The following is a 23,009-nucleotide window of genomic DNA, read 5'->3' as shown; positions in this document are numbered from 1 at the left end:
CAATTACGCATTTTGATTTTGCATGTCATAATCACGTCTCACAACAAACTTGGTTGTAACCGGAAGTTTTTGTGCGGCAAGGCGCAACGCTTCCTTAGCGATATCAAAGGGAACACCTTCGATCTCGAAAATCAGACGACCCGGAGTAACAGGCGCAACAAATCCCTCAGGATTACCTTTACCTTTACCCATACGAACCTCTGCAGGCTTCTTCGTGATTGGCTTATCCGGGAAGATACGAACCCAAACCTGCCCCTGACGTTGCATATAACGTGTAACGGCGATACGGGCAGCCTCGATCTGACGACCGGTAATCCATTTATTCTCTAATGACTTTATTCCAAAAGAACCGAAGGCCAGCTGGTTGCCACGTTGAGCTTCGCCCTTCATGCGACCTTTCTGCTGTCTTCTGAACTTGGTTTTCTTTGGTTGTAACATCTCTACTTAAATTCTAACGTTTAACGATTAGCTCTTTTTCTCTTGAAGTTCTTGTCTCTGTTGCCACCGGCATTGTCGTTTCTACGGCCTGTCTCCTTGGCAGCAGTGAAAGAAGGAGCAAGATCGCGCTTGCCATAAACCTCACCACGGCAGATCCAAACCTTAACACCCAGCAAACCAACTTTTGTCAAGGCCTCAGCCAAAGCATAGTCGATATCTGCTCTAAGAGTGTGCAACGGAGTTCTTCCTTCCTTATACATTTCCGAACGAGCCATTTCAGCGCCATTCAAACGACCAGAGATTTGAATCTTTATACCTTCGGCGCCCATTCTCATGGTAGAGGCGATAGCCATCTTTACCGCACGACGATATGCGATTTTACCTTCAAGCTGACGTGCGATGTTGTTTGCTACGATAACAGCGTCCAATTCAGGTCTCTTCACCTCGAAGATGTTGATCTGCACTTCTTTATCAGTGATCTTCTTCAACTCTTCCTTCAACTTATCAACTTCCTGACCACCTTTACCGATGATGATACCCGGACGTGACGTACAAACAGTGATCGTGATCAACTTAAGCGTACGTTCAATAACGATACGAGATACACTAGCTTTTGCAAGACGGGCATTCAAATATTTACGGATTTTGCTATCTTCCAGCAAAGTATCCCCGTAATTCTTACCGCCATACCAATTGGAATCCCAACCACGGATAATTCCTAAACGATTACTAATCGGATTAACCTTTTGTCCCATCTACAAATTAATTTTGACTATCGTTTTTACTAAGTGTATCAACAAACAGAGTTACGTGGTTCGAGCGTTTACGAATTCTGTAACCTCTTCCTTGAGGAGCCGGACGCATTCTCTTCAACGTAGTAGCGCAATCAACGCTGATTGAAGATACGCATAACTCTCCTGCTTCTGCTTTACGTTCATTTTTCTGTTCCCAGTTTGCGATTGCTGAACGAAGCAATTTTTCTACTCTTGCTGCAGCTTCCTTGTTAGAAAACTTCAAAACACCAAGCGCACGGAATACTTCCATACCGCGAATCATGTCTGCTACCAAACGCATCTTACGAGGAGAGGTAGGAACATTGTTCAACTTCGCGAAATACATGGTCTTTTGGGCTTCTTTTCTTGCTTCAGCTGATATTCTTTTTCTAGCACCCATTTTATTCGATTCTTTTTATTTTCAGATTCCTGAATTCCTGTTACTACCGATATTATTTCTTCTTGTTACCGGCGTGACCGCGGAAAGTACGTGTCGGTGAGAACTCTCCCAACTTGTGGCCTACCATATTCTCGGTTACGAAAACAGGAATAAATTTATTTCCATTATGAACTGCAATAGTATGGCCTACGAAATCAGGCGAAATCATTGAAGCTCTTGCCCATGTCTTAACTACGGCTTTCTTTCCTGACTCATTCATTGCCAGAACTTTCTTCTCAAGCTTTACATTAATATACGGGCCTTTTTTTAGCGAACGACTCATAGTTTACTTAATTAATCAGATTATTTCTTTCTTCTTTCAATAATATACTTTGAAGAATGCTTCTTAGGAGCTCTAGTCTTCAAGCCCTTAGCATATAAGCCATTACGGGATCTAGGATGACCTCCGGAAGAACGACCTTCACCACCACCCATTGGGTGATCAACCGGGTTCATAACAACACCACGGTTGCGAGGACGACGACCTAACCATCTAGAGCGACCGGCCTTACCTGATTTTTCAAGAGCATGGTCTGAGTTGCCAACTGCGCCAATTGTAGCCTTACAAGCCGCAAGAATCTTTCTAGTTTCACCAGAAGGCATCTTAATAATCGCATAAGCGCCTTCCTTTGAAGTCAGCTGAGCGAATGCACCTGCGGAACGTACCATTTTGGCACCCTGTCCAGGACGAAGCTCAATATTGTGAATAATAGTACCAACGGGAATATTTGCCATAGGCAAAGTATTACCTACCTCAGGAGCGGCGTCGCTACCTGAAACCACTGTTTGGCCAACTTCCAATCCGTTCGGAGCGATGATATAGCTCTTTGCTCCGTCCGCATAATACAACAAAGCGATACGAGATGAACGGTTAGGATCATACTCGATAGACTTTACTGTCGCAGGAATGCCATCTTTGTTTCTCTTGAAATCGATAATTCTGTACTTTTGTTTGTGACCGCCACCGATATAACGCATTGTCATCTTACCAGTGTTGTTACGTCCACCTGTACTCTTCTTACCTACTACAAGAGACTTCTCTGGTGTACTTGCAGTGATTTTATCAAATGCACCAATAACTTTGTGTCTCTGCCCCGGTGTCGTGGGCTTTAATTTACGTATTCCCATTTCTCTTTTTAGATATTACTAAAGAAATCAATTGTTTCTCCTTCTTTCAACGTTACGATCGCTTTCTTGAAAGCAGCTTGCTTGCCGTTGATGATACCTGATTTTGTATAACGGCTTTTACGCTTTCCAGAGTAGTTGATGGTGTTAACATCAACTACTGTAACACTGTACATATCCTCTACAGCTTTCTTAATCTCCAATTTGTTGGCATCAGGAGAAACACGAAAACCATAGCGATTCGGAAATTTCTCTGTGATCGCTGTTTGTTTCTCAGTTACTATAGGCTTAATAATAATTCCCATTATTCTACTCCTTATGCTTTAAAATTTTGTTCAACAACAGCGACTGAACTTTCCGTTAAAACCAAATTAACAGCGTTTAACACAGCGTATGTATTTAGTTCAGAAGCAGTTATTACACTTGCCTTCTCTAAATTTCGAGCGGACAAATATACTAAATTATTCTTCTCCGGTAAAACCATAAGTAACTTTTTATCAGCCACTTTCAAGTTTTTAGCAATTGTTATAAATTCTTTAGTCTTAGGAGCTTCCATTGTGAAATCCTCTACGACAACAATCGCATTGTTCTTTGCCTTGTAGCTCAATGCTGACTTACGAGCCAAAGATTTTACTTTCTTGTTCAGCTTGAACTCATAATCACGAGGCTTCGGACCGAATACACGGCCACCACCAACCAACACCGGAGAGTTAATATCACCACGACGTGCGCCACCACCACCTTTCTGACGGATCAGCTTACGTGTACTACCAGATACTTCGCTTCTCTCTTTAGACTTATGCGTTCCCTGACGTTGATTTGCCAAATACTGCTTTACGTCCAAGTAAATAGCATGATCGTTGGGTTCAATGCCGAAGATCGCATCGTTCAAAGTTACCTTTCTTCCGGTATCTTCACCTTTAATATTAAATACGCTCAGTTCCATTACTTTTCAATTAATAAGATTGAACCTTTTGCTCCTGGAACAGATCCCTTTACCAATAAAAGGTTGTGTTCCGGCATTACCTTGATCACTTGAAGATTCTGAACGGTTACACGTTCGTTACCCATCTGGCCGCCCATTCGCATGCCCTTAAATACCTTTGCGGGGTAAGAACAAGCACCGATAGAACCCGGCTTACGAGCACGGTTATGCTGACCGTGAGTAGTCTGACCTACACCACCAAAACCATGACGTTTTACTACACCTTGGAAACCTTTACCTTTTGATGTACCCACTACATCCACGAAACCTGCGTCTTCCAAGAAATCTACAGTGATCACGTCACCCAACTTGTACTCAGTTTCGAAATTCTTGAACTCGGCCAAGTGTCTTTGAGGTGCTACACCGGCTTTCTTGAAGTGACCCATCTCAGGCTGTGTCGTGTGCTTCTCTTTCTTCTCTTGGAAACCCAACTGTACAGCTTCGTAGCCATCTTTCTCCAAAGTCTTGATCTGTGTAACCACACAAGGACCCACTTCGATAACAGTGCATGGAAGATTTTTTCCCTCGGCACTGAAAACGGATGTCATTCCGATTTTTTTTCCTAATAATCCTGGCATTTCACTAATTGTTAAAAACTTACACTTTAATTTCTACTTCTACACCGCTAGGTAATTCTAGCTTCATCAAAGCGTCAACTGTCTTCGCAGTTGAGCTATAGATATCGATTAATCTCTTATAAGAAGAGAGTTCGAACTGCTCACGAGATTTCTTGTTAACGAAAGTAGAGCGGTTCACTGTAAAGATACGTTTGTGCGTAGGAAGAGGTATAGGACCGCTAACGATAGCACCTGTAGCCTTTACCGTCTTTACGATCTTCTCGGCAGACTTGTCTACCAGAGAATAATCGTAAGACTTCAATTTAATTCTGATCTTTTGGCTCATATTTATTATATGTTTCTAAATATTATTTGATCAAATCAACGCGACCTTGCACCTCTGTCAATACTTGCTTAGCGATAGAAGAGGATACTTGAGCGTAGTGTGAGAACTGCATTGAAGATGTAGCGCGACCTGAAGTAATCGTACGCAAAGCTGTCACATAACCGAATGTCTCAGCCAATGGAACCTTAGCCTTCACGATACGGGCTCCCGTACGGCTAGTCTCCATACCCTCAACTTGTCCACGACGCTTGTTCAAGTCACCGATAACGTCACCCATGCTCTCTTCTGGAGTAACAACCTCCATCTGCATGATCGGCTCCATCAATACAGGACCTGCCTTGGCGGAAGCGTTCTTGAACGCTTGGATAGCGGCGATCTCGAAAGACAACTGGTCTGAGTCTACCGGGTGGAAAGAACCATCGATCAAAGTCACTTTCAGCTTGTCAAGCGGATAACCTGCCAACACACCGTTCTTCATAGCCTTCTCGAAACCTTTCTGTACGGACGGGATAAATTCCTTAGGAATGTTACCACCCTTCACCTCATCGATGAATTGCAAAGTACCCTCGAAGCTCTCGTCAGCCGGCTCCATACGAACGATGATATCAGCGAACTTACCACGACCTCCAGATTGCTTTTTGTAAACCTCGCGAAGCTCAACCGGCTGCGTGATAGCCTCCTTATAAGTAACCTGCGGACGGCCTTGGTTACATTCAACCTTGAACTCACGACGCAAACGGTCGATGATGATATCCAAGTGAAGCTCACCCATACCGCTAATAACGGTCTGACCTGTCTCCTCGTTTGTCTGTACGCGGAAAGTAGGATCCTCCTCGGCCAACTTAGCCAAGCCCATACCCAACTTATCCATGTCTTTCTGAGTCTTAGGCTCTACAGCGATACCGATAACCGGTTCCGGGAATTCCATAGACTCCAATGTGATCGGATGGTTTTCGTCGCAAAGCGTATCACCTGTACGGATATCCTTGAAACCAACACCTGCTCCGATATCACCACAACCAATCACCTCCATCGGGTTCTGTTTGTTAGAGTGCATCTGGAACAAACGGGAGATACGCTCTTTCTTTCCGGAACGAGTGTTCAACACATAAGAACCAGCGTTGATAGAACCTGCGTATACACGGAAGAAGCACAAACGACCTACATACGGGTCGGTAGCGATCTTAAATGCCAACGCCGTCAATGGCTCCTCGAACAAAGGTTTACGAGTGATTATTTTATCAGGATCTGAAGGATCCGTACCCTCGATAGCCGGAGTATCTTCAGGAGAAGGCAAAAACGCGCAAACTGCATCCAATAAAGTCTGTACACCTTTGTTCTTGAAAGAAGAACCACAAGTCATCGGGTTGATCTGCATAGCCAACGTACCCTTGCGGATAGCAACCATGATCTCCTCTTCCGTGATCGTAGAAGGATCATCGAAGTATTTCTCCATGATAGCGTCGTCGCACTCAGCCAAAGCCTCAAGCATCTTGTCGCGCCACTCCTCAGCCTCAGCTTGCAAGTCTGCCGGGATCTCCTCTACGCTATACTCGGCACCCATAGTCTCATCGTGCCAGAAGATAGCCTTCATCTTGATCAAGTCGACAACACCCTTGAAAGTCTCCTCAGCTCCGATAGGGATCTGGATCGGACAAGGATTAGCTCCTAATACGTCCTTCAATTGGCGTACTACCTCATAGTAGTTAGCACCCGAGCGGTCCATCTTGTTAACGTAACCGATACGAGGTACATTATATTTATCAGCCTGACGCCATACAGTCTCAGACTGGGGCTCAACACCACCTACGGCACAGAATGTAGCAACAGCACCATCCAATACACGAAGAGAACGTTCAACCTCAACCGTGAAGTCAACGTGTCCCGGAGTGTCAATCAAGTTGATTTTATAACGGTTGCCCAAATAGTTCCAGAATGTAGTCGTAGCAGCGGAAGTAATCGTGATACCACGCTCCTGCTCCTGCGCCATCCAGTCCATTGTAGCAGTACCATCATGAGTCTCACCGATCTTGTGTGTCAAACCTGTGTAAAACAAGATACGTTCAGAAGTCGTTGTCTTACCAGCGTCAATGTGAGCCATGATACCGATGTTCCTAGTGAACATCAATTGCTTATCGTTGTTTGCCATATTCTTTTTATTGCCTTAAAAATTAAAATCTGAAGTGAGCGAACGCACGGTTAGCCTCAGCCATACGGTGCATATCTTCTTTTCTTTTGAATGCGCCACCTTGGTTATTGAAAGCATCTACAATCTCTGCAGACAACTTGTCAGCCATAGTCTTACCTCCACGTTTACGAGCGAAGATAATAAGGTTCTTCATAGAAATTGACTCTTTACGATCCGGGCGGATTTCAGTAGGGACTTGGAATGTAGCACCACCTACACGGCGTGACTTAACTTCGACTTGAGGAGTAATGTTATCAAGCGCAGCTTTCCAAATTTCGAGAGCGGACTTTTCCTCGTTAGGCAATTTGCCCTTAACGGTTTCCAAAGCGGAATAGAAAATTTCGAAGGCAGTATTTTTCTTGCCATCATACATCAAATGGTTAACGAATCTCGTAACCTTTACATCACCGAAAACAGGATCCGGAAGGATCTGTCTTTTCTTTGGTTTTGCTTTTCTCATTTTGTTTTCAAAAATTTGTTCTTGTCGTTGGTTGCCTTTAATTTGTCTTCAACGGTTCCGCTGAACCATTTACTCAACCTTATAGCCTATCCAAATAACTCAAACCTGTTTTAATACTTAAATTTAAATCTCAGTTTGAAGGCATGTAATTAATTACTTCTTCTTACCTTTTGCGGCAGCTGCTGCTTGACCCGGTTTCGGACGCTTAGCTCCATATTTGGAACGTCTTTGCGTACGGCCGTTAACACCCGCTGTATCCAACGTACCACGTACGATGTGATAACGCACACCCGGAAGGTCCTTTACACGACCACCACGTACCAATACGATAGAGTGCTCTTGCAAGTTGTGTCCTTCTCCCGGAATATAGGAGTTAACTTCCTTACCATTTGTCAAACGTACTCTCGCTACTTTACGCATTGCAGAGTTAGGTTTCTTCGGAGTCGTAGTGTAAACACGTACGCAAACGCCACGTCTTTGAGGACAAGCGTCCAATGCGGGTGATTTACCCTTCTCCACCAAAGTTTCCCTTCCTTTTCTAACTAATTGCTGAATTGTAGGCATTTCTTTCTTTTTTTAAACTTTGAATGTGTTATTATTATTTATCTAATCTTTTCCTATTTCGAGCCGCAAAGTTACGCATTATTTTCGGACAATCAATAAGTTGTGCCTGTTTTTTTCGTATACTCCGCACTAAAAACGGTGCAAAGGTACATATTTGTTCCCGTTTGGCAAGGTAGGCCCTAGCCGTATTTATTAATATTTAACATTCACTATCTCTATTTACCTCACTGGCACGTAAAGCGACTGGTGGCGGGTGCCGATATCACGCAATTTACCCGCCTCGACAAATTGATGCAGGCGGCGGCTGGCCGTACTGCTCGTCAGGCCGCAAAGCCGCTGGAAGGCGACACGGGTCATATATTCATGCTCGGCAAAATAACTCGCGAGCAATTGGTCGATACGATCAGGCTCCAATTGGCGGGAATGGGATTTGTACTTGGCTCGTTCCAGCGTCATCGTCTTCAAGCTATCTTTCAGCTCTACCTCGGGACGGAAAGCCACGGACTTGAAACGGATGGACTCCGCACGTATCTCGTGCGTGGATTGTACGGCCGGGCATTGCAACGTGACTTGCAAATACCCCAACCCATCGATATGTACACGTTTTCCTTCACGCAAATATTCCGCTGTCACCTCGCTTAAAGAGATAAGCACGGCGGCTACGTCTGCCGGCGTGACGGTACACCGTCCATGGATACGTTTGGCCAGATCATCCGTATCGATCGTGCCGGATGATACGATACGTGCGTGAAAACGAGGACGCTTCGTGCTGTCCTTCGATACCGGAGTCTTGTAAAAGTCATATTTTGCTGCCATATATCTAGTATGAGATTAAAAGGTTATTCATCGAAACATCGTATGCTATTAGTCATTTCACAAGGGTGATATGATCTTTTCACCTATGTGAAACGATCGTTTCATGATTGTGATACGTTCTTTTCACATAGGTGAAAAGATTATAAGCACTTAACAAAGGTACTACATCCATACCACTTAAACAATAGTTTTCCCTAGTATTTCGCACAGATTACTTTTATTTCAAATGACAATATAAACATTTGGAAAACCGCAAGTTAACAGCTTATATCCGCAAAATGAAACAGTAAAAACAACCTCTAAAACATAGCGTCATGAAAACTGTATTGGATTTTTTAGGCCAATTATGGCTTCGCTTCTTAAAACCGGACGGGTCGATCACCGTACCACACCCAAACGAAGGTAAAGCGAAACGATCGAGCAACAGCAACTCTATCCTTCAAAAGAGTCTGGAGACTTTCCTCCAAGAACGGATCGAATTCCACTTCAACTTGTTGAGCGAGGAGACTGAATATCGATACAAACAATTGGAAACGGATCGCTTCTATCCGGTGACGCAACGTGACCTAAATAGCATTTGCATGGAGGCAAGACGGACGGGGATCGATTGCAGGGATCGGGATGTGAATCGTTTCGTATATTCAAAAGAAGTAAAAGAGTATCATCCTTTCCGGCAATATATGGAGTGGTTACCCGAATGGGACGGGAAAGACCGGGTAAGCGATCTGGCACGACGGGTCTCCTCAGAACCGTTATGGGTGGAGGGGTTTCATCGCTGGATGCTCGCCTTGGCCTCGCAATGGATGGGTTCGGACCGAATGCACGCAAATAGCTTGGCTCCCATTTTAGTCAGCGAGCGTCAAGGATGTCAGAAGTCTACCTTTTGCAAGTCGCTGATGCCTTCTTCGCTAGTCCGCTATTACACGGATAGCGTAGACCTTAGCGCCTCGACGCAAATGGAGCAGAAGCTTGGATTGTTCGGACTCATCAACCTCGATGAGTTCGACCGGTTGCCCGACCGTAAAATGGCTTTACTGAAAAATTGGATGCAGATGGCCGGAATGAACGTACGCAAGGCACACGCCAAGCATTCCCCCCCTACCCCGCCTAGCCTCATTTATTGGCACTACGAACCAGAAGAACCTATTAAGCGACCCCACGGGAAGCCGCCGTTTCCTATGCGTGGAGGTGCAAAGCAAGATTAATTGCGAAGGTATCGAGCATGATCAAATCTACGCCCAGCTGAAAAACGAGTTACAAAAAGGAGAGCGCCATTGGTTCACCTCCGCAAAGGAGGAGGCGATCATGCGATCGAATGAGGCTTTCTATAAACGTCCGATCGAGGAAGATGTGTTCCACGCCTGCTTCCGGGCCGCATGTCCGGGAAACCTAAATGTAAATGCAGCCGTGAAACCTATGTCATCGAAATCATCCCTAGCACTTAAATCTTCTCTCCAGCTCCTCATCTGTCAGCATGGAGATAATCGTCTTTCCATCCGGGGTCAGGTTCGAGTCCGAACAAGAGAACAGGGAGGCGATCAGATGATCCATCTCTTCCAAGGATAAGGATTTGCCGGGACGGATAGCGGCGGCTTTGGCTAAAGACAAGGCGATGGCCTCGCAGATTTTCTCATGCACTGCGCATCCGGTCTCGATCGCCCGGTCCACGATATCCTTTACCAAATTTACCGGATCAAGGTTCTCTATACCGGCGGGCAGGCCATTGATCGCGTAATTGTCATTTCCCAGATTGCTCAGATCAAAGCCGACGAAGCACAAATCCTCCAATAAGGAAGGCAGTACAGCCGCCTCGGCAGCGGTAAACTCTACGATCTCCGGGAATAAGACTTGTTGGGATACACCTTGTTGCTGACGGATATTCGACAGGTATTGGTCAAACAAGATACGCACATGCGCACGATGCTGGTCAATAATCGCCAGACCCGATTTCAAGGATGTCACGATATATCGCCCTTTATATTGATAGCAAGGATTGCTTACCTCCGTAAACAGTTTTTCCGGATCCGAAGCCTCGGCCGGCAATTCCTCGATCGGGGCATCCTCGAAAGTCTCGGACTCCCGTTGGACAGCCACTCGGTCGTTCTCAAACCCTTGATATAATTTAGACCAATCGAATTCCGGTTTTTTATAGGAAGTAGTGTCAAACGGATTATAACTGGAATCCACTTGCACTTTCGGGGCCTTATAAGTACTAGGCTCACTTTTCTTGACCGGGTTGTAAACAGGAATATCGATCGCGTCCTCCACATCGAAATCAATCGTAGGGATAGCGCTCGATTTAGCCAACGCCTCCCGGGTAGCGGCCATCAAGATCTGCCAGATCGGTTGCTCGTTCTCAAACTTAATCTCCGTCTTTGTCGGATGGATATTGACATCGATCGAGGAGGGATCCAACGTGAAATAAACAAAATAATTCGGCATATCCCCGGCAGGAATCAATTGCTCATAGGCCTGCATGATCGCCTTATGGAAATAAGGATGCTTCATATAACGACCATTCACAAAAAAAAACTGCAATGCCCCTCGCTTCTTCGCCGAGTCCGGACGCCCCACGAAACCGGAAATAGTCACCATGGAACTTTGGGCATCCAGAGAGAGCAACTTCTGGTTTAAACTCTTACCATATATATTAATGATGCGCTGACGTAACCCCGACTCGGGCAGATTGAATATCTCCGCATCATTATGATAAAGAGACATACCCACCTGCGGATTCACCAAGGCGATTCGCTCGAACTCATTGATGATATTCCGGAATTCCGTCTCATTCGACTTCAAGAATTTCCGGCGGGCGGGAACATTAAAGAAAAGATTCTTTACCGAGAAGATACTTCCCTCGTTACAAGCCTCCGGCTCGATACTCTCCAGATTGGAACCCGCGATGGATAGGCAAGTGCCAAGCTCGGTCCCTCTAGCCCGGGTACGCAACTCTATATGGGCGACAGCGGCGATAGAGGCCAATGCCTCACCTCGGAAACCCATCGTATGCAAAGAGAATAAATCCTCGGCCGTAGAAATCTTAGAAGTAGCGTGCCGCTCAAAAGCCATGCGAGCATCCGTCTCGGACATACCTTTCCCGTCATCGATCACCTGTATCAATGTCTTACCCGCATCCTTAATGTTCACTTGGATATTGGAAGCGCCAGCGTCCACCGCATTCTCGACCAACTCTTTAACGACAGAGGCCGGACGTTGAATCACCTCTCCCGCCGCAATTTGATTGGCGATATGGTCCGGAAGTAAATGAATGATATCGCTCATTACCAGAACAAATACCAAAAGAAAGCAGCCAAGACCGCCAAGGCCACCGCCAGTTTCACATTCTTATACCTACGAGCCCGGGAATCCTCGCCTCGCCCCACGCTTTTCTTCAGATGCGAGGTACCTTCAATGAAAGTTCCCTTGATATGCGGCTTATATTCCTCCAACGGCTCCTCTACACCCATTTCACGTTTGACCTTGCTTATACGTTCCTCCAAGGCTTCCTTATGGGGGTCCCAATAAATAGGCTTATGATCAAATTGACGCGGCTTGCGCATGTTATAAAACGAGAAAAGTGCCATAGCTTTACCTATTAATTATGAATACGACGCTAATGTACGAATTTATTGCTTCTTTTCGGAGCATCTTGAGCTTTTCTTTTCACGACCTGATAAATATCATCCTTGTCTTTAGGACGGATATAATCAAACCAATAAAAGTCTTTCAAGTATTTCTGGTCGGGCTTCAAATCAGGAATAGGGGTCATCGCACCTGTTGGAGTCGGCCAGATTTTCAGTTTATCCAACTTATTGTCTTTTAGCCAGATCGTAAGGAAACCGCTTTTGGTCTCGTTCATGCCGACCATCGAACCGTCCTTCTCCAAGGGGAAAAATATAGATTCGGCGTTGCCCGACACATCGATCTGATTCACGACCTGTCCCTCGAAATAAGCCTTCAAGTCATTTCCCTTTAATTGATTGAATGCGGTAGAATCGATTTGCTGTATTGCGAAAGCGAATTGCTTCACGTGAGCGAAATCGATCGAGCTATCATTCATAAATATCAAGATCGTATCCCCATAGATCTGATACTGTTCATTCCAAACGATAGGGTCCGTATACATATATAATATAGAGTCTCTTGTATTAAACTGCATCGAATCGCAAACACCTTGCATATCCGTCCGATAGAAACGGACGCCGTAATAAGCTTTTACTTCCCGGTAAAGGGAGTCCACCGTAGTCATCTTCAAGGTATCACCATGCAGAAACAATGTATCCCCTTGGCTGAATTCCAAGAAACGGGCGCTATCCGTAGCGAAAGCATACTCGCTCTTCTCATTGTAAAAGCCATATTGGCCTTCCAGCATGACATGCTGCGCCGTGTCTTGCAGACTCATATTACCGAACGCTTCCCCAAAACCCAGTTCCCGGTTGTAGGCGATAGAGTCGCCCGTCAAGATACGGTCGCCGGAAACCACCTGAGAACGATCCAATAGCAAAGAGGTATTATTCACGGTATCGTACCAACCTCTGGAAGAATAGATCGTGCCGCTATCCGAGACGATTATGGATGGTCCGAGGATCGTGGCGATCTTCGAGTCCGTATTATAATGCAAGGTATCGGAATACAACGTGAATTGCTCATTCTCCAGACGGACGCTATCATTGAAGATAGCCAATTTCGTACTAGGCGAATATTGCCCATAAAAAGAAGAGAGCTGATTCAAGGAATCGACAATCAGACCTCCGTCGAAATAATATCCGATATCCGGGATTCGCTCATAGTTCAAGCTATCCGTAAACAGGGTAACCTGCCCATTCTCCATGCGGACATTCTCCCGCAAATAAGCGATCTGGGTATTTCCATCGTAAAACAGGTAATTTCCATACACGAACAAGGTATCCCCTTGTTCCATCCGGACATTACTAAACGCTTCCAAGGAATTGGTCTGCTCAAAGAAATATGCGCTATCGCAATACATATACGAACTATCATGGCGAAAACAAACATCACCATTCAGTACTTGAGCCTCGGCGTTCCTCTCCTTATCGAACGAAAGCGTATTCGCATGCTCCAAAAAGACCTTCGTCTTCTTGGGAGCGACACTATCTTTGGCGGCTACCACCGTGCTATCTTGCGTTTGCGCAAATACGCCAACCGATAAAGCACACGATAAGAGCGCTAGAAATAACCTGTTAATTAGTCTCATTCCTTAATCCAACCCGGATATTTGAAATCACAATTCCTCCAACCGTCACTAATACGCACGTAGGTTGATTTTTGTTTCTTCGTGATCCAGTCGTTCAATAATTCCTCACGTTTCTTAGCCTCTACGATCGCTTTCAAAGCTTGGAAGTCATCGGCCAAATTCGCCTTATGTCCTTCCGTCCGAGCTTTCAGCTTAACAATAGCTACTACCTCTTTCTGCTTGTTCGTCAACATGGTAAAAGGCTTGGAGATCTCTCCGACTTTCATGCCATATACCACCTTACCGATTTCCTGCGGAAGTTCTTGCATCTCGAACTTAGGGGTTCCCATATTGCTGCTCTCGTAATCTTGGTTTACCATCAAACCCTTATTATTACGTGTATCCTTGTCATAAGAGACGAATGTAGCGGCTTCCTCAAACGTGAACTTATTCGCCTGCAAATCATTGTACAATGAATCCAGACGAGTGGTAGCATCCGCCAACTCCTTATCGGAAACCTTCGGTTTCAATAAGATATGGCGGCAGTTGATACGGTCTCCACGCTTCTCGATCAATTGGATGATATGGTAACCATACTCCGTCTGTACGATCTGGGAGACACGTTTCGGGTCTTTCAAGTTGAACGCAACGTTCGCGAACTCCGGCAACAGCTGTGTCTTGCTCATGAAACCTAACTCCCCTCCTCGAGACGCCGAACCCGGATCTTCCGAGTACAAACGAGCCAACGTAGAGAATTCCATCTTACCGGAATTAACTTGCTCCGTGAAATCACGTAAGCGGGCCTTGATGGCGTCTGTTTCCTCAAACGGAATCTTCGGTTCCAAGGTAACGATTTGCACCTCTACAGTCGTAGGGATGTTCGGCAGGCTATCCTGAGACAACTGGCTGAAATATTTACGCACCTCGGAAGGTGTCAGCTTGATCTCGCCGATCAATTGATGCTGCATCTGTTGCACTACCTGCTGCTCCCGCACCATCTCCTTACGCTCATCCTTGATCTGGGAAAATTTCTTACCGAAATATTCCTCCAATTTCTCGCGAGACCCGATTTGGTTCACAGCCATGTTCATCCATTGATCCACGCTCTGGATCACTTGGTTCTCGTTCACGGTAATACTATCGATCTTAGCTTGATTCAGATATAGTTTCTGTATCGCCATCTGCTCCGGGATCACGCAATACGGGTCGCCATCCAAACGGACCCCCTCGTTTTGATTATACAAACGCTGCGTCTCAATATCCGAACGTAAAATAGCGTCATCTCCTACCACCCACACAATTTCATCGATCACATTGTCTTGCGCCATTACAATGCAAGAACAACAGGCAAGAAAGAATACACTTAAAATCTTTTTCATCATGTCTACCCATTTATAAAATTAGAGATCACGGCTCGGAATGGAATTCCACGTCACCGCTCCGGATCGCATCGTTATATAACTCGTCTTCAAATTTTTTCAAGAATTCAACTTTTCGTTGGTTGACCAGCATTTCCGTGACGTGCGAACTGGCATAATCATATGGCTCCACACTGCCGGAAGGTAAATATTCCTTGATATTCAACAGATAACAATAACTGCTATCCGCCACCTCAACATACTTATTCGCCTTCAGAAACGCATTCGGATTCGACACATGGATCGGTATATTATCCATTACCTCATCGAAATCAACCCATTTGTCGTAAAAGTACTCATAAATCGTGGCATTTTGCACACTATACTTCTCAATTTTTTCTAAAGAGGCCACATCTGTGGATTTGTACCACTTTTTGACATCGGTAAGTCCCGGGGCATCAACCGGGATTTTCAAGAATAATCCCTTGATCAAGCCTTTATCCAAGATAAACTTTTTCTGGTTTTCCTCGTAATAGTTTAATTTATCACTTTCCCGGATATCAGTTTTCAGCTTCTCCTCCACCAATCGTTCCTGATAACGGTAACGAACCAAGGAACGCCTGTACTCCTCTACCAATTTATCGACCTCCTCTTTCTCATCCCCTAAGTTACGCAAAGCCACATCGTACACCAATACATCCTTTACCCATTTCTTGGTAAAGCCCTCGGCCAGCAACAGACTATCTGCGGAGGAAATCCCCCGGGGTATTAGCTTATTCACCTCCGAACGATTTAGGGTACGTCCTTTCACGCTAACCAAGACATCCGTAGTATCAGCTGGCTGAGAACCTTTACAGGCACCCAACAACACAACGAACGTTAGGAACATGAAGACTATCCTCATATCTATCTTTATTTTATTTCTTTAGTTTCTTCAATAATTTCCAGTTGACAGTCACCGGATATTTTTTATTCAAATCCGCAATCCACTTCGCTTCCAACACCTTCTGCTGGGCGGAGGGTTTGCTCCAGATCTCCCGGTTGCTGACCTCAAACAACAGAATCCCATCCCGGTACTCCTGCATCAAATGAGGGATCTCCGGATGTTTTGTCTCCAGATTCTTACGCTCGGCGGTCGTTACGATATCGCGGATAAACAAATCATAGATCTCTTGCATAAAATCACCCGCATACGTTTTTGTCGAGAACGGACAACGTTGGATATAATAAGCGAACTCCGCTTGCGGGAAATCCTTTCCATCCAATTGCATAAGCGTCTTGTTCATATCCTTCGCTTTCTCATAAAACGCCTCGTCCGTGGGGAAACAATCATTACATAACGCTTGCAGCTCCGCATAGGCTTCCGGATAGAAAACGTATCCGTATTCTTTTTTCATACGATCGTCGAAAGCTTTATATAACTCGAAGTTACGTTCACCCTGCCCCATACGTCTCGACAAAGCTTTTTCCTCTTCCTCAAACGAAGGGCGTCCCTTCTTATCGATCAACTTAATGATATGGTAACCAAAACGAGTTTCCACCACCTCGGATAAATCACCCGGCTTGCTCAACGCAAAAGCGGCTTGCTCAAAAGGCTGGACCATCTCGCCTACCCCAAACCAAGGTAATACTCCCTCTTTCTTAGCGGAAGCAGCATCCCCAGAATATTCTTTCGCTAACTCGCCAAAATCAGCTCCCTCTTGTACTTGCTTATAGATAGCTTGCGCTTTTGCCAGAAAAGCCGATGAGTCCTGAATAGCGGAATCTTTCGGGAAGGCGATCAAGATATGAGCGACATGTATCCGCCCCGGATTGGGTTTACGACTATGGACTTTTATCAAATGAAATCCTAATTTCGTGCGAACCGGTTCAGACACCACGCCAATCGGCAAGGAATAGGCGGCATCCTCAAACACTTTTAGGGATTGCATCGGGAGCAAGCAACGTACATATTCGCAAGCGACATGCTCCTTATCCTTCTCGGCCAAAGCTTTTCCGACTGTTTCCATATCCTCTCCTTTCTGGAGACGTTCGTATACTCGCATGGCTTCTTGATATACAGCTACCGTATCTTTGGAGACCGTCTTCTCCGGCAAACGGAATAAGATGTGGGTCAACTCTACCGAGTGATCCCCACGGTCATATACCGCACGGGCAGCCGCTTTCTCACCCTCCTTATCCGACATATAGCTATCGATCAACTGAGCCCGGTATCCATCCAGCTCACTTTTGAATGAGGATGTCTGGTCGATCCCTAAAGATTCCGCCTCCGCTACTTTTAGCTTAAAATTTTTAAATAGCTCGACATAGTTTTTGACGGACTTTGTATTCGATAAATCCACCTCTCCATTCTTCTCCGCGATAAAAATAAATTCAGATAAAGGCACTTGTTTTCCAGCGACCGTCATAACGACCGAATCGGATGCGGTTTGAGCGTTAACTGTCACACAAGCGAATACCCCTAATGAAATAAGTAACTTTTTCATCAAAAATTCTTTTACCATAGCACGAATATACATTACAAAAATAACACTAATCTAACGGAGAGCCGACAAGAAAAGTATGCTATCCCATTAAATTAGTGTTTTTTATAAAACGTAAAACTTGTATTACTATTCACCGCGGCTATAATTCGGAGCCTCTTGCGTGATCGCTACGTCATGCGGATGGCTCTCTTGCACACCTGCGTTGGTGATTCGAGTAAAACGAGCTTTATGCAACTCCTCGATATTATGAGCCCCGCAATAACCCATTCCCGCACGTAAACCACCTACCATTTGGTAAATGACCTCATACAAAGAACCCTTAAACGGAACACGGGCAGCGATTCCCTCCGGAACCAGCTTCTTCACGTCGTCCTCCACATCTTGGAAATACCGATCCTTGGACCCCTTTTGCATAGCTTCCAACGACCCCATTCCACGGTAAGACTTAAACTTTCGGCCATTGAAGATAATCGTATCGCCCGGCGACTCCTCTACACCCGCCAACAGAGATCCCATCATCACGGAAGATCCACCAGCGGCGATCGCCTTCACGATATCACCGGAGTAACGCAAGCCACCGTCGGCGATCAAAGGCACACCAGTTCCTTCCAACGCCTTCGCCACATCGTAAATAGCCGACAACTGGGGAACACCCACACCAGCGATCACACGAGTTGTACAAATCGAACCCGGACCGATACCTACCTTCACGGCGTCCGCCCCGGCTTCCACTAAATATTTAGCAGCCTCGCCCGTAGCGATATTACCGACCACACAATCAATATGCGGATATTGCGCCTTAATCTGTTTCAAGACATCCACCACACCTTTTGAGTGACCATGTGCCGTGTCGATCACCAAAGCATCCACCCCGGCATCCACCAAAGCGGCTACACGCTCGAAGGTATTGAACGTAACGCCTACACCGGCAGCTACACGCAAACGACCTTTCGAATCCTTGCAAGCCTTCGGTTTATCTTTCGCTTTCGTTATATCTTTATAGGTAATCAAGCCGATCAACTTATTATGGCTATCGACCACCGGTAACTTCTCGATCTTATGTTCCTGAAGGATCTGAGCGGCGGCCTCCATATCCGTAGATTGTCCGGTTACGACCAAATTCTCTTTCGTCATCACCTCGTCGATAGAACGGTTCATGTCCTTCTCGAAACGCAAGTCACGGTTTGTCACGATACCTACCAAATACCCGCCTTCATCCACCACGGGAATACCGCCAATCTTATATTCAGCCATCATTGCCAAGGCATCCGCCACACGCTTGCCCTTCGTGATAGTCACCGGATCATAGATCATTCCATTCTCCGCACGTTTAACGGTCTGGACCTGCTTTGCCTGCTCGGCGATCGTCATGTTTTTATGAATCACACCAATACCTCCCTCACGGGCGATAGCGATAGCCAACTTGGCCTCGGTAACCGTATCCATAGCGGCCGACACCATCGGTATATTCAATGTGATATTACGTGAAAACTTTGTCGTGAGATCGACATTACGAGGAAGAACTTCCGAATAAGCTGGGATTAACAATACATCGTCAAACGTTAACCCATCCATAACTACCCTGTCTGCAATAAATGACATAGAACTTATGCTTTAAAAATTATTGCGCGCAAATATACGACTTTTCACGCAATAAATCGATACGGGAGAAATTAAAAATTCGATTCGGAAGAAAATAAACTTTCATCCGAACGAAAACAAAATTCCTTCCGAAGGAAAAATAAATCTCTTTCGGAAGGAACAATAAGCTTCTTTATTTGTTTTTTCTTTAGAGTGGAACCGGGCCACCCTCCCATTAGTTTGCCATTTCAGACAAGAACTTGATACGGACCAAGCGAATCTCCTCTTCCGTATAGTCACCGCCTAATTCCTCAATGGCGTCTTCCAGACCGTCGGTCTCCGAATCCTTGAAATACTCGTAAATATCCTCGATATGATCCTCATCCATCACATCATTCAAGAAATAATCGATATTGATACGTGTACCGGAATATACGATCGCCTCGATCTCATCCAAAAGCTCGGTGAACTCAAGTCCGTTAGTCAACGCGATCTCGTCCAGCGCCACCTTACGGTCGATCCGCTGAATGATTGAGACCTTCAACTTGGACTTATTAGCGACCGTACGTACGCGCAAATCCTCCGGACGCTCAATCTCGTTCTCCTCTACATGTTTCTTGATCAACTCAATGAACTCCTTGCCATAACGTTTCGCCTTACCAGCGCCCACTCCCGGGATATTCTGCAACTCGTCCAACGTGATCGGATAAGTAGTAGCCATAGCCTCCAAAGAGGGATCTTGGAAAATCACGAAAGGCGGAACTTCCAACCGCTTGGATAATTTCTTACGCAAATCCTTCATCATGGAATAAAGAACCGGGTCTACCGCACAAGAGGCGCCCCCACGAACCGGAACTTCCTCTTCCTCTTCCTCGAATTCATTGTCCTCGGTAATCTTGAACGATACCGGCTTCTTCATGAACTCCTTACCTTTTTCCGTGATTTTCAGCAAACCATAATTCTCAATATCCTTCGCTAAATAGCCAGCGATTAAAGCCTGACGAATAACGGCGTTCCAAGTTTTATCATCCTCGTCCTGTCCGGAACCGAAGACCTCTAATTCATTGTGCTTGTAATTTTGGATTTCGGAGGTTTCGTTACCTACCAAAATATTTACGATATAATCTGCCTTAAACTTTTCTTTCAACGTACTGATAACCTCCAGTACCGCGCTTAACAATTCCTTCGCTTCCACCTGCTTCTTTGGGTTCAAACAATTATCACAATTACCACAATTATCTTCCAGGTATTCCTCACCGAAATAATGCAATAGCACTTTTCTCCGGCAGACGGAAGTCTCGGCATAGGCTGCAGTCTCTAAAAGCAACTGTTTGCCGATTTCCTGTTCGGCCACGGGCTTTCCTTGCATGAATTTCTCCAATTTTTGCAAGTCCTTATAAGCATAGAAAGCGATACATTGGCCTTCTCCGCCATCCCTACCGGCACGACCGGTTTCCTGGTAATAACCTTCTAGGCTCTTCGGGATATCGTAATGAATCACATAACGGACATCCGGCTTGTCGATACCCATACCGAAAGCGATCGTAGCCACGATCACATCCGCCTGTTCCATCAGGAAGGCATCCTGATTGGCGGAACGTACTTGCGAATCCATTCCCGCATGGTAAGGCAACGCCTTTATCCCGTTGGCTTTCAAGATGTCGGCAAATTCCTCCACCTTTTTACGGCTCAAACAATATACGATACCCGATTTACCCTCGTTGGCTTTAATATACTTAATGATCTCGCGGTCTATATTCGTTCCTTTCGGACGAACCTCATAATACAAATTAGAGCGGTTGAAGGATGATTTAAAGACTGTAGCGTCTATCATACCCAGATTCTTCTGGATATCGTGCTGCACCTTAGGTGTAGCGGTAGCGGTCAGAGCGATTAACGGACGTTTACCGATCTCATTGATAATCGGACGGATTCTTCGATATTCCGGACGGAAATCATGTCCCCATTCCGAGATACAATGCGCCTCGTCCACCGCATAGAAAGAGATCTTTACCTGACGCAGAAAATCCACGTTCTCTTCCTTGGTCAAGGACTCCGGTGCTACATACAGCAACTTGGTACGTCCTGATAATATATCCGATTTCACCTGGTCGATAGCCGACTTATTCAAAGAGGAATTGATAAAATGGGCGACCCCATCTTCCTCACTGAAATTCCGCATCGCGTCCACCTGATTCTTCATCAAAGCGATCAACGGAGATATCACGATCGCGGTTCCTTCCATTAGTATGGATGGTAATTGATAACAAAGAGATTTACCTCCCCCCGTCGGCATTAATACAAAAGTATCCTTCCCGGCCAGCACGTTCTCAATAATAGCCTTCTGGTTCCCCTTAAAGGTACCGAAGCCAAAGTGCCGATTTAGCTCTTCTGTTAAATGATCCTTCTTTGCCATACTTCGTATTATTTATAGTAAACCGCCTACGTTTACGCGACCTGTAAACGGTTCACGTCCGATTTTTCAAATTTCTCTTTCGCATACTCCAACGTTACATGGAGTTCCTTTACTTTTTGAGATGGCATACTGTACATAGCGTCCATCATCACGGCTTCTACGATTGAACGTAACCCACGGGCACCCAGCTTAAACTCAAGCGCCTTATCCACGATAAACTCATAGACTTTCTCATCGAACGTCAGCTTAATGCCATCCATCTCGAACAATTTGACGTATTGCTTGATAATGGAGTTCTTCGGCTCGGTCAAGATGTTACGAAGCGTATCACGATCCAGCGGATTCAGATACGTGAGGATAGGTAAACGACCGATAATCTCCGGGATCAAGCCAAACGACTTCAAATCAGTCGGGGTGATGTATTTCAGTAAATTATTCCGGTCTACGGTAGCCGTATCCAAACTAGCCGAATAACCGACCACACGGGTATTTAAGCGTTGAGCGATCTTCTTCTCGATTCCATCGAAAGCACCACCGCAAACGAACAGGATATTCTTCGTATCCACCGCAATCATCTTTTGCTCCGGATGCTTACGTCCCCCCTGAGGAGGCACATTCACGATCGATCCTTCTAGAAGTTTCAGCAAACCTTGCTGTACACCCTCACCGCTGACATCCCGAGTGATAGACGGATTATCGCTCTTACGTGCGATCTTATCGATCTCATCGATGAAGACGATACCCCGTTGGGCCGCCTCCACATCATAATCCGCCGCTTGCAATAGCCGGGTCAAGATACTCTCAATATCCTCCCCCACGTAACCTGCCTCGGTAAGTACCGTAGCGTCCACGATAGCGAACGGGACATGCAATAACTTAGCGATCGTACGGGCTAACAAAGTCTTGCCCGTACCGGTAGCGCCCACCATGATAATATTAGATTTCTCAATCTCTACATCATCGGCGGTAACCTTTTGAAGTAAACGCTTGTAATGGTTGTACACCGATACCGACAGATAACGCTTCGCGTCATCCTGCCCGATCACGTACTGATCCAAGAAAGTCTTGATATCTTCCGGTTTAGGCAGATCTTTCTGCTTCAAACCAAAAGAAGTTTTCTTACCTCCTGTCTGCTCCTTTACGATCTCATACGCCTGCCGGGCACAATCATCGCAAATACAACCAGAGATCCCATTGATAAGCAAATTAACATCACGGCTACTCCTGCCGCAAAACGTACATGTATCGCCTGTTGTTTTGGCCATAGTTTCTTATTGTTGTTT

Annotated in this window: 23 protein-coding genes and 1 pseudogene; 2 read left to right on the top strand and 22 right to left on the bottom strand. The window is 45.5% G+C overall.

What is annotated here, in order from left to right:
* Positions 1-3: 3 nt before the first annotated feature.
* The 13 genes from rplP to CI959_RS10985 form a co-directional block, all read right to left on the bottom strand.
* The gene (gene rplP, locus CI959_RS11045; RefSeq protein ID WP_005853976.1) at positions 4-438 is read right to left on the bottom strand and encodes a 50S ribosomal protein L16; all 435 of its coding nucleotides are present in this window, start codon (positions 436-438) and stop codon (positions 4-6) included.
* Between the two features lie 20 nt (positions 439-458).
* Positions 459-1,193, bottom strand: coding sequence for a 30S ribosomal protein S3 (gene rpsC / locus CI959_RS11040; RefSeq protein ID WP_005853974.1), 735 nt, complete (start codon positions 1,191-1,193; stop codon positions 459-461).
* Between the two features lie 7 nt (positions 1,194-1,200).
* Positions 1,201-1,611, bottom strand: a complete 411-nt coding sequence (rplV, locus tag CI959_RS11035; RefSeq protein ID WP_005853972.1) for a 50S ribosomal protein L22 — start codon at positions 1,609-1,611, stop codon at positions 1,201-1,203.
* A 52-nt stretch (positions 1,612-1,663) separates the two neighbouring features.
* Positions 1,664-1,933, bottom strand: a complete 270-nt coding sequence (rpsS, locus tag CI959_RS11030; protein WP_005634738.1) for a 30S ribosomal protein S19 — start codon at positions 1,931-1,933, stop codon at positions 1,664-1,666.
* A gap of 20 nt (positions 1,934-1,953) precedes the next feature.
* Entirely contained in the window at positions 1,954-2,778 is an 825-nt protein-coding gene (gene rplB / locus CI959_RS11025) for a 50S ribosomal protein L2 (protein ID WP_005853970.1), read from the bottom strand.
* An 8-nt stretch (positions 2,779-2,786) separates the two neighbouring features.
* On the bottom strand, positions 2,787-3,080 hold the full coding sequence (gene rplW / locus CI959_RS11020) for a 50S ribosomal protein L23 (protein ID WP_005853968.1): 294 nt from the start codon (positions 3,078-3,080) through the stop codon (positions 2,787-2,789).
* 11 nt (positions 3,081-3,091) lie between these two features.
* Positions 3,092-3,721: a 50S ribosomal protein L4 gene (gene rplD / locus CI959_RS11015; protein WP_005853966.1), complete on the bottom strand. Its 630-nt coding sequence runs from the start codon at positions 3,719-3,721 to the stop codon at positions 3,092-3,094.
* Positions 3,721-4,338 (bottom strand): 50S ribosomal protein L3, encoded by a 618-nt coding sequence (gene rplC, locus CI959_RS11010; RefSeq protein ID WP_005853963.1) that lies wholly within the window; start codon positions 4,336-4,338, stop codon positions 3,721-3,723. The genes rplD and rplC overlap by 1 nt, the downstream gene beginning before the upstream one ends.
* Positions 4,339-4,357: 19 nt before the next feature.
* A complete protein-coding gene (gene rpsJ, locus CI959_RS11005; protein WP_005853961.1) occupies positions 4,358-4,663 on the bottom strand; it encodes a 30S ribosomal protein S10 in 306 nt (101 codons plus the stop codon).
* Between the two features lie 22 nt (positions 4,664-4,685).
* Positions 4,686-6,812, bottom strand: coding sequence for an elongation factor G (gene fusA, locus CI959_RS11000; protein WP_005853959.1), 2,127 nt, complete (start codon positions 6,810-6,812; stop codon positions 4,686-4,688).
* Positions 6,813-6,834: 22 nt separating this feature from the next.
* On the bottom strand, positions 6,835-7,311 hold the full coding sequence (gene rpsG / locus CI959_RS10995) for a 30S ribosomal protein S7 (protein ID WP_005853957.1): 477 nt from the start codon (positions 7,309-7,311) through the stop codon (positions 6,835-6,837).
* A 153-nt stretch (positions 7,312-7,464) separates the two neighbouring features.
* A complete protein-coding gene (gene rpsL / locus CI959_RS10990; RefSeq protein ID WP_005853956.1) occupies positions 7,465-7,875 on the bottom strand; it encodes a 30S ribosomal protein S12 in 411 nt (136 codons plus the stop codon).
* A 219-nt stretch (positions 7,876-8,094) separates the two neighbouring features.
* Positions 8,095-8,691, bottom strand: a complete 597-nt coding sequence (locus tag CI959_RS10985; protein ID WP_008779936.1) for an HU family DNA-binding protein — start codon at positions 8,689-8,691, stop codon at positions 8,095-8,097.
* A gap of 314 nt (positions 8,692-9,005) precedes the next feature.
* Here CI959_RS10985 and CI959_RS21520 point away from each other — a divergent pair, with 314 nt between their 5' ends.
* Both CI959_RS21520 and CI959_RS21820 read left to right on the top strand, forming a co-directional pair.
* Positions 9,006-9,896, top strand: coding sequence for a VapE domain-containing protein (locus CI959_RS21520; RefSeq protein WP_011966834.1), 891 nt, complete (start codon positions 9,006-9,008; stop codon positions 9,894-9,896).
* Positions 9,850-9,957 (top strand): annotated as a pseudogene (locus CI959_RS21820) (hypothetical protein); the annotation flags it as partial. The gene CI959_RS21520 and the pseudogene CI959_RS21820, both read left to right, overlap by 47 nt.
* Before the next feature lie 168 nt (positions 9,958-10,125).
* Here CI959_RS21820 and mutL read toward each other — a convergent pair.
* From mutL to clpX, 9 genes are all read right to left on the bottom strand, one after another.
* A complete protein-coding gene (gene mutL / locus CI959_RS10970; RefSeq protein ID WP_005853950.1) occupies positions 10,126-11,973 on the bottom strand; it encodes a DNA mismatch repair endonuclease MutL in 1,848 nt (615 codons plus the stop codon).
* Entirely contained in the window at positions 11,973-12,275 is a 303-nt protein-coding gene (locus tag CI959_RS10965; RefSeq protein ID WP_005853948.1) for a hypothetical protein, read from the bottom strand. Before CI959_RS10965 ends, mutL begins: the two co-directional genes overlap by 1 nt.
* A 29-nt stretch (positions 12,276-12,304) precedes the next feature.
* The gene (locus CI959_RS10960) at positions 12,305-13,906 is read right to left on the bottom strand and encodes an OstA-like protein (protein WP_057317375.1); all 1,602 of its coding nucleotides are present in this window, start codon (positions 13,904-13,906) and stop codon (positions 12,305-12,307) included.
* Positions 13,903-15,267, bottom strand: a complete 1,365-nt coding sequence (locus CI959_RS10955) for a peptidylprolyl isomerase (protein ID WP_008778716.1) — start codon at positions 15,265-15,267, stop codon at positions 13,903-13,905. The genes CI959_RS10960 and CI959_RS10955 overlap by 4 nt, the downstream gene beginning before the upstream one ends.
* 25 nt (positions 15,268-15,292) lie before the next feature.
* The gene (locus CI959_RS10950) at positions 15,293-16,147 is read right to left on the bottom strand and encodes a hypothetical protein (protein ID WP_022192247.1); all 855 of its coding nucleotides are present in this window, start codon (positions 16,145-16,147) and stop codon (positions 15,293-15,295) included.
* Between the two features lie 13 nt (positions 16,148-16,160).
* Positions 16,161-17,747: a peptidylprolyl isomerase gene (locus CI959_RS22015; protein WP_022192248.1), complete on the bottom strand. Its 1,587-nt coding sequence runs from the start codon at positions 17,745-17,747 to the stop codon at positions 16,161-16,163.
* A gap of 108 nt (positions 17,748-17,855) precedes the next feature.
* Positions 17,856-19,331, bottom strand: coding sequence for an IMP dehydrogenase (gene guaB, locus CI959_RS10940; protein WP_005853938.1), 1,476 nt, complete (start codon positions 19,329-19,331; stop codon positions 17,856-17,858).
* A gap of 214 nt (positions 19,332-19,545) precedes the next feature.
* Positions 19,546-21,726, bottom strand: a complete 2,181-nt coding sequence (gene recQ / locus CI959_RS10935; RefSeq protein ID WP_005853936.1) for a DNA helicase RecQ — start codon at positions 21,724-21,726, stop codon at positions 19,546-19,548.
* 32 nt (positions 21,727-21,758) lie between these two features.
* Positions 21,759-22,991, bottom strand: coding sequence for an ATP-dependent Clp protease ATP-binding subunit ClpX (gene clpX / locus CI959_RS10930; protein WP_005853934.1), 1,233 nt, complete (start codon positions 22,989-22,991; stop codon positions 21,759-21,761).
* Between the last annotated feature and the right edge of the window lie 18 nt (positions 22,992-23,009).

Origin of the sequence: Parabacteroides sp. AT13 (assembly GCF_002272965.1) — a bacterium.
Taxonomy (GTDB): domain Bacteria; phylum Bacteroidota; class Bacteroidia; order Bacteroidales; family Tannerellaceae; genus Parabacteroides; species Parabacteroides distasonis.
This window is presented reverse-complemented; position numbering and strand designations above follow the sequence as displayed.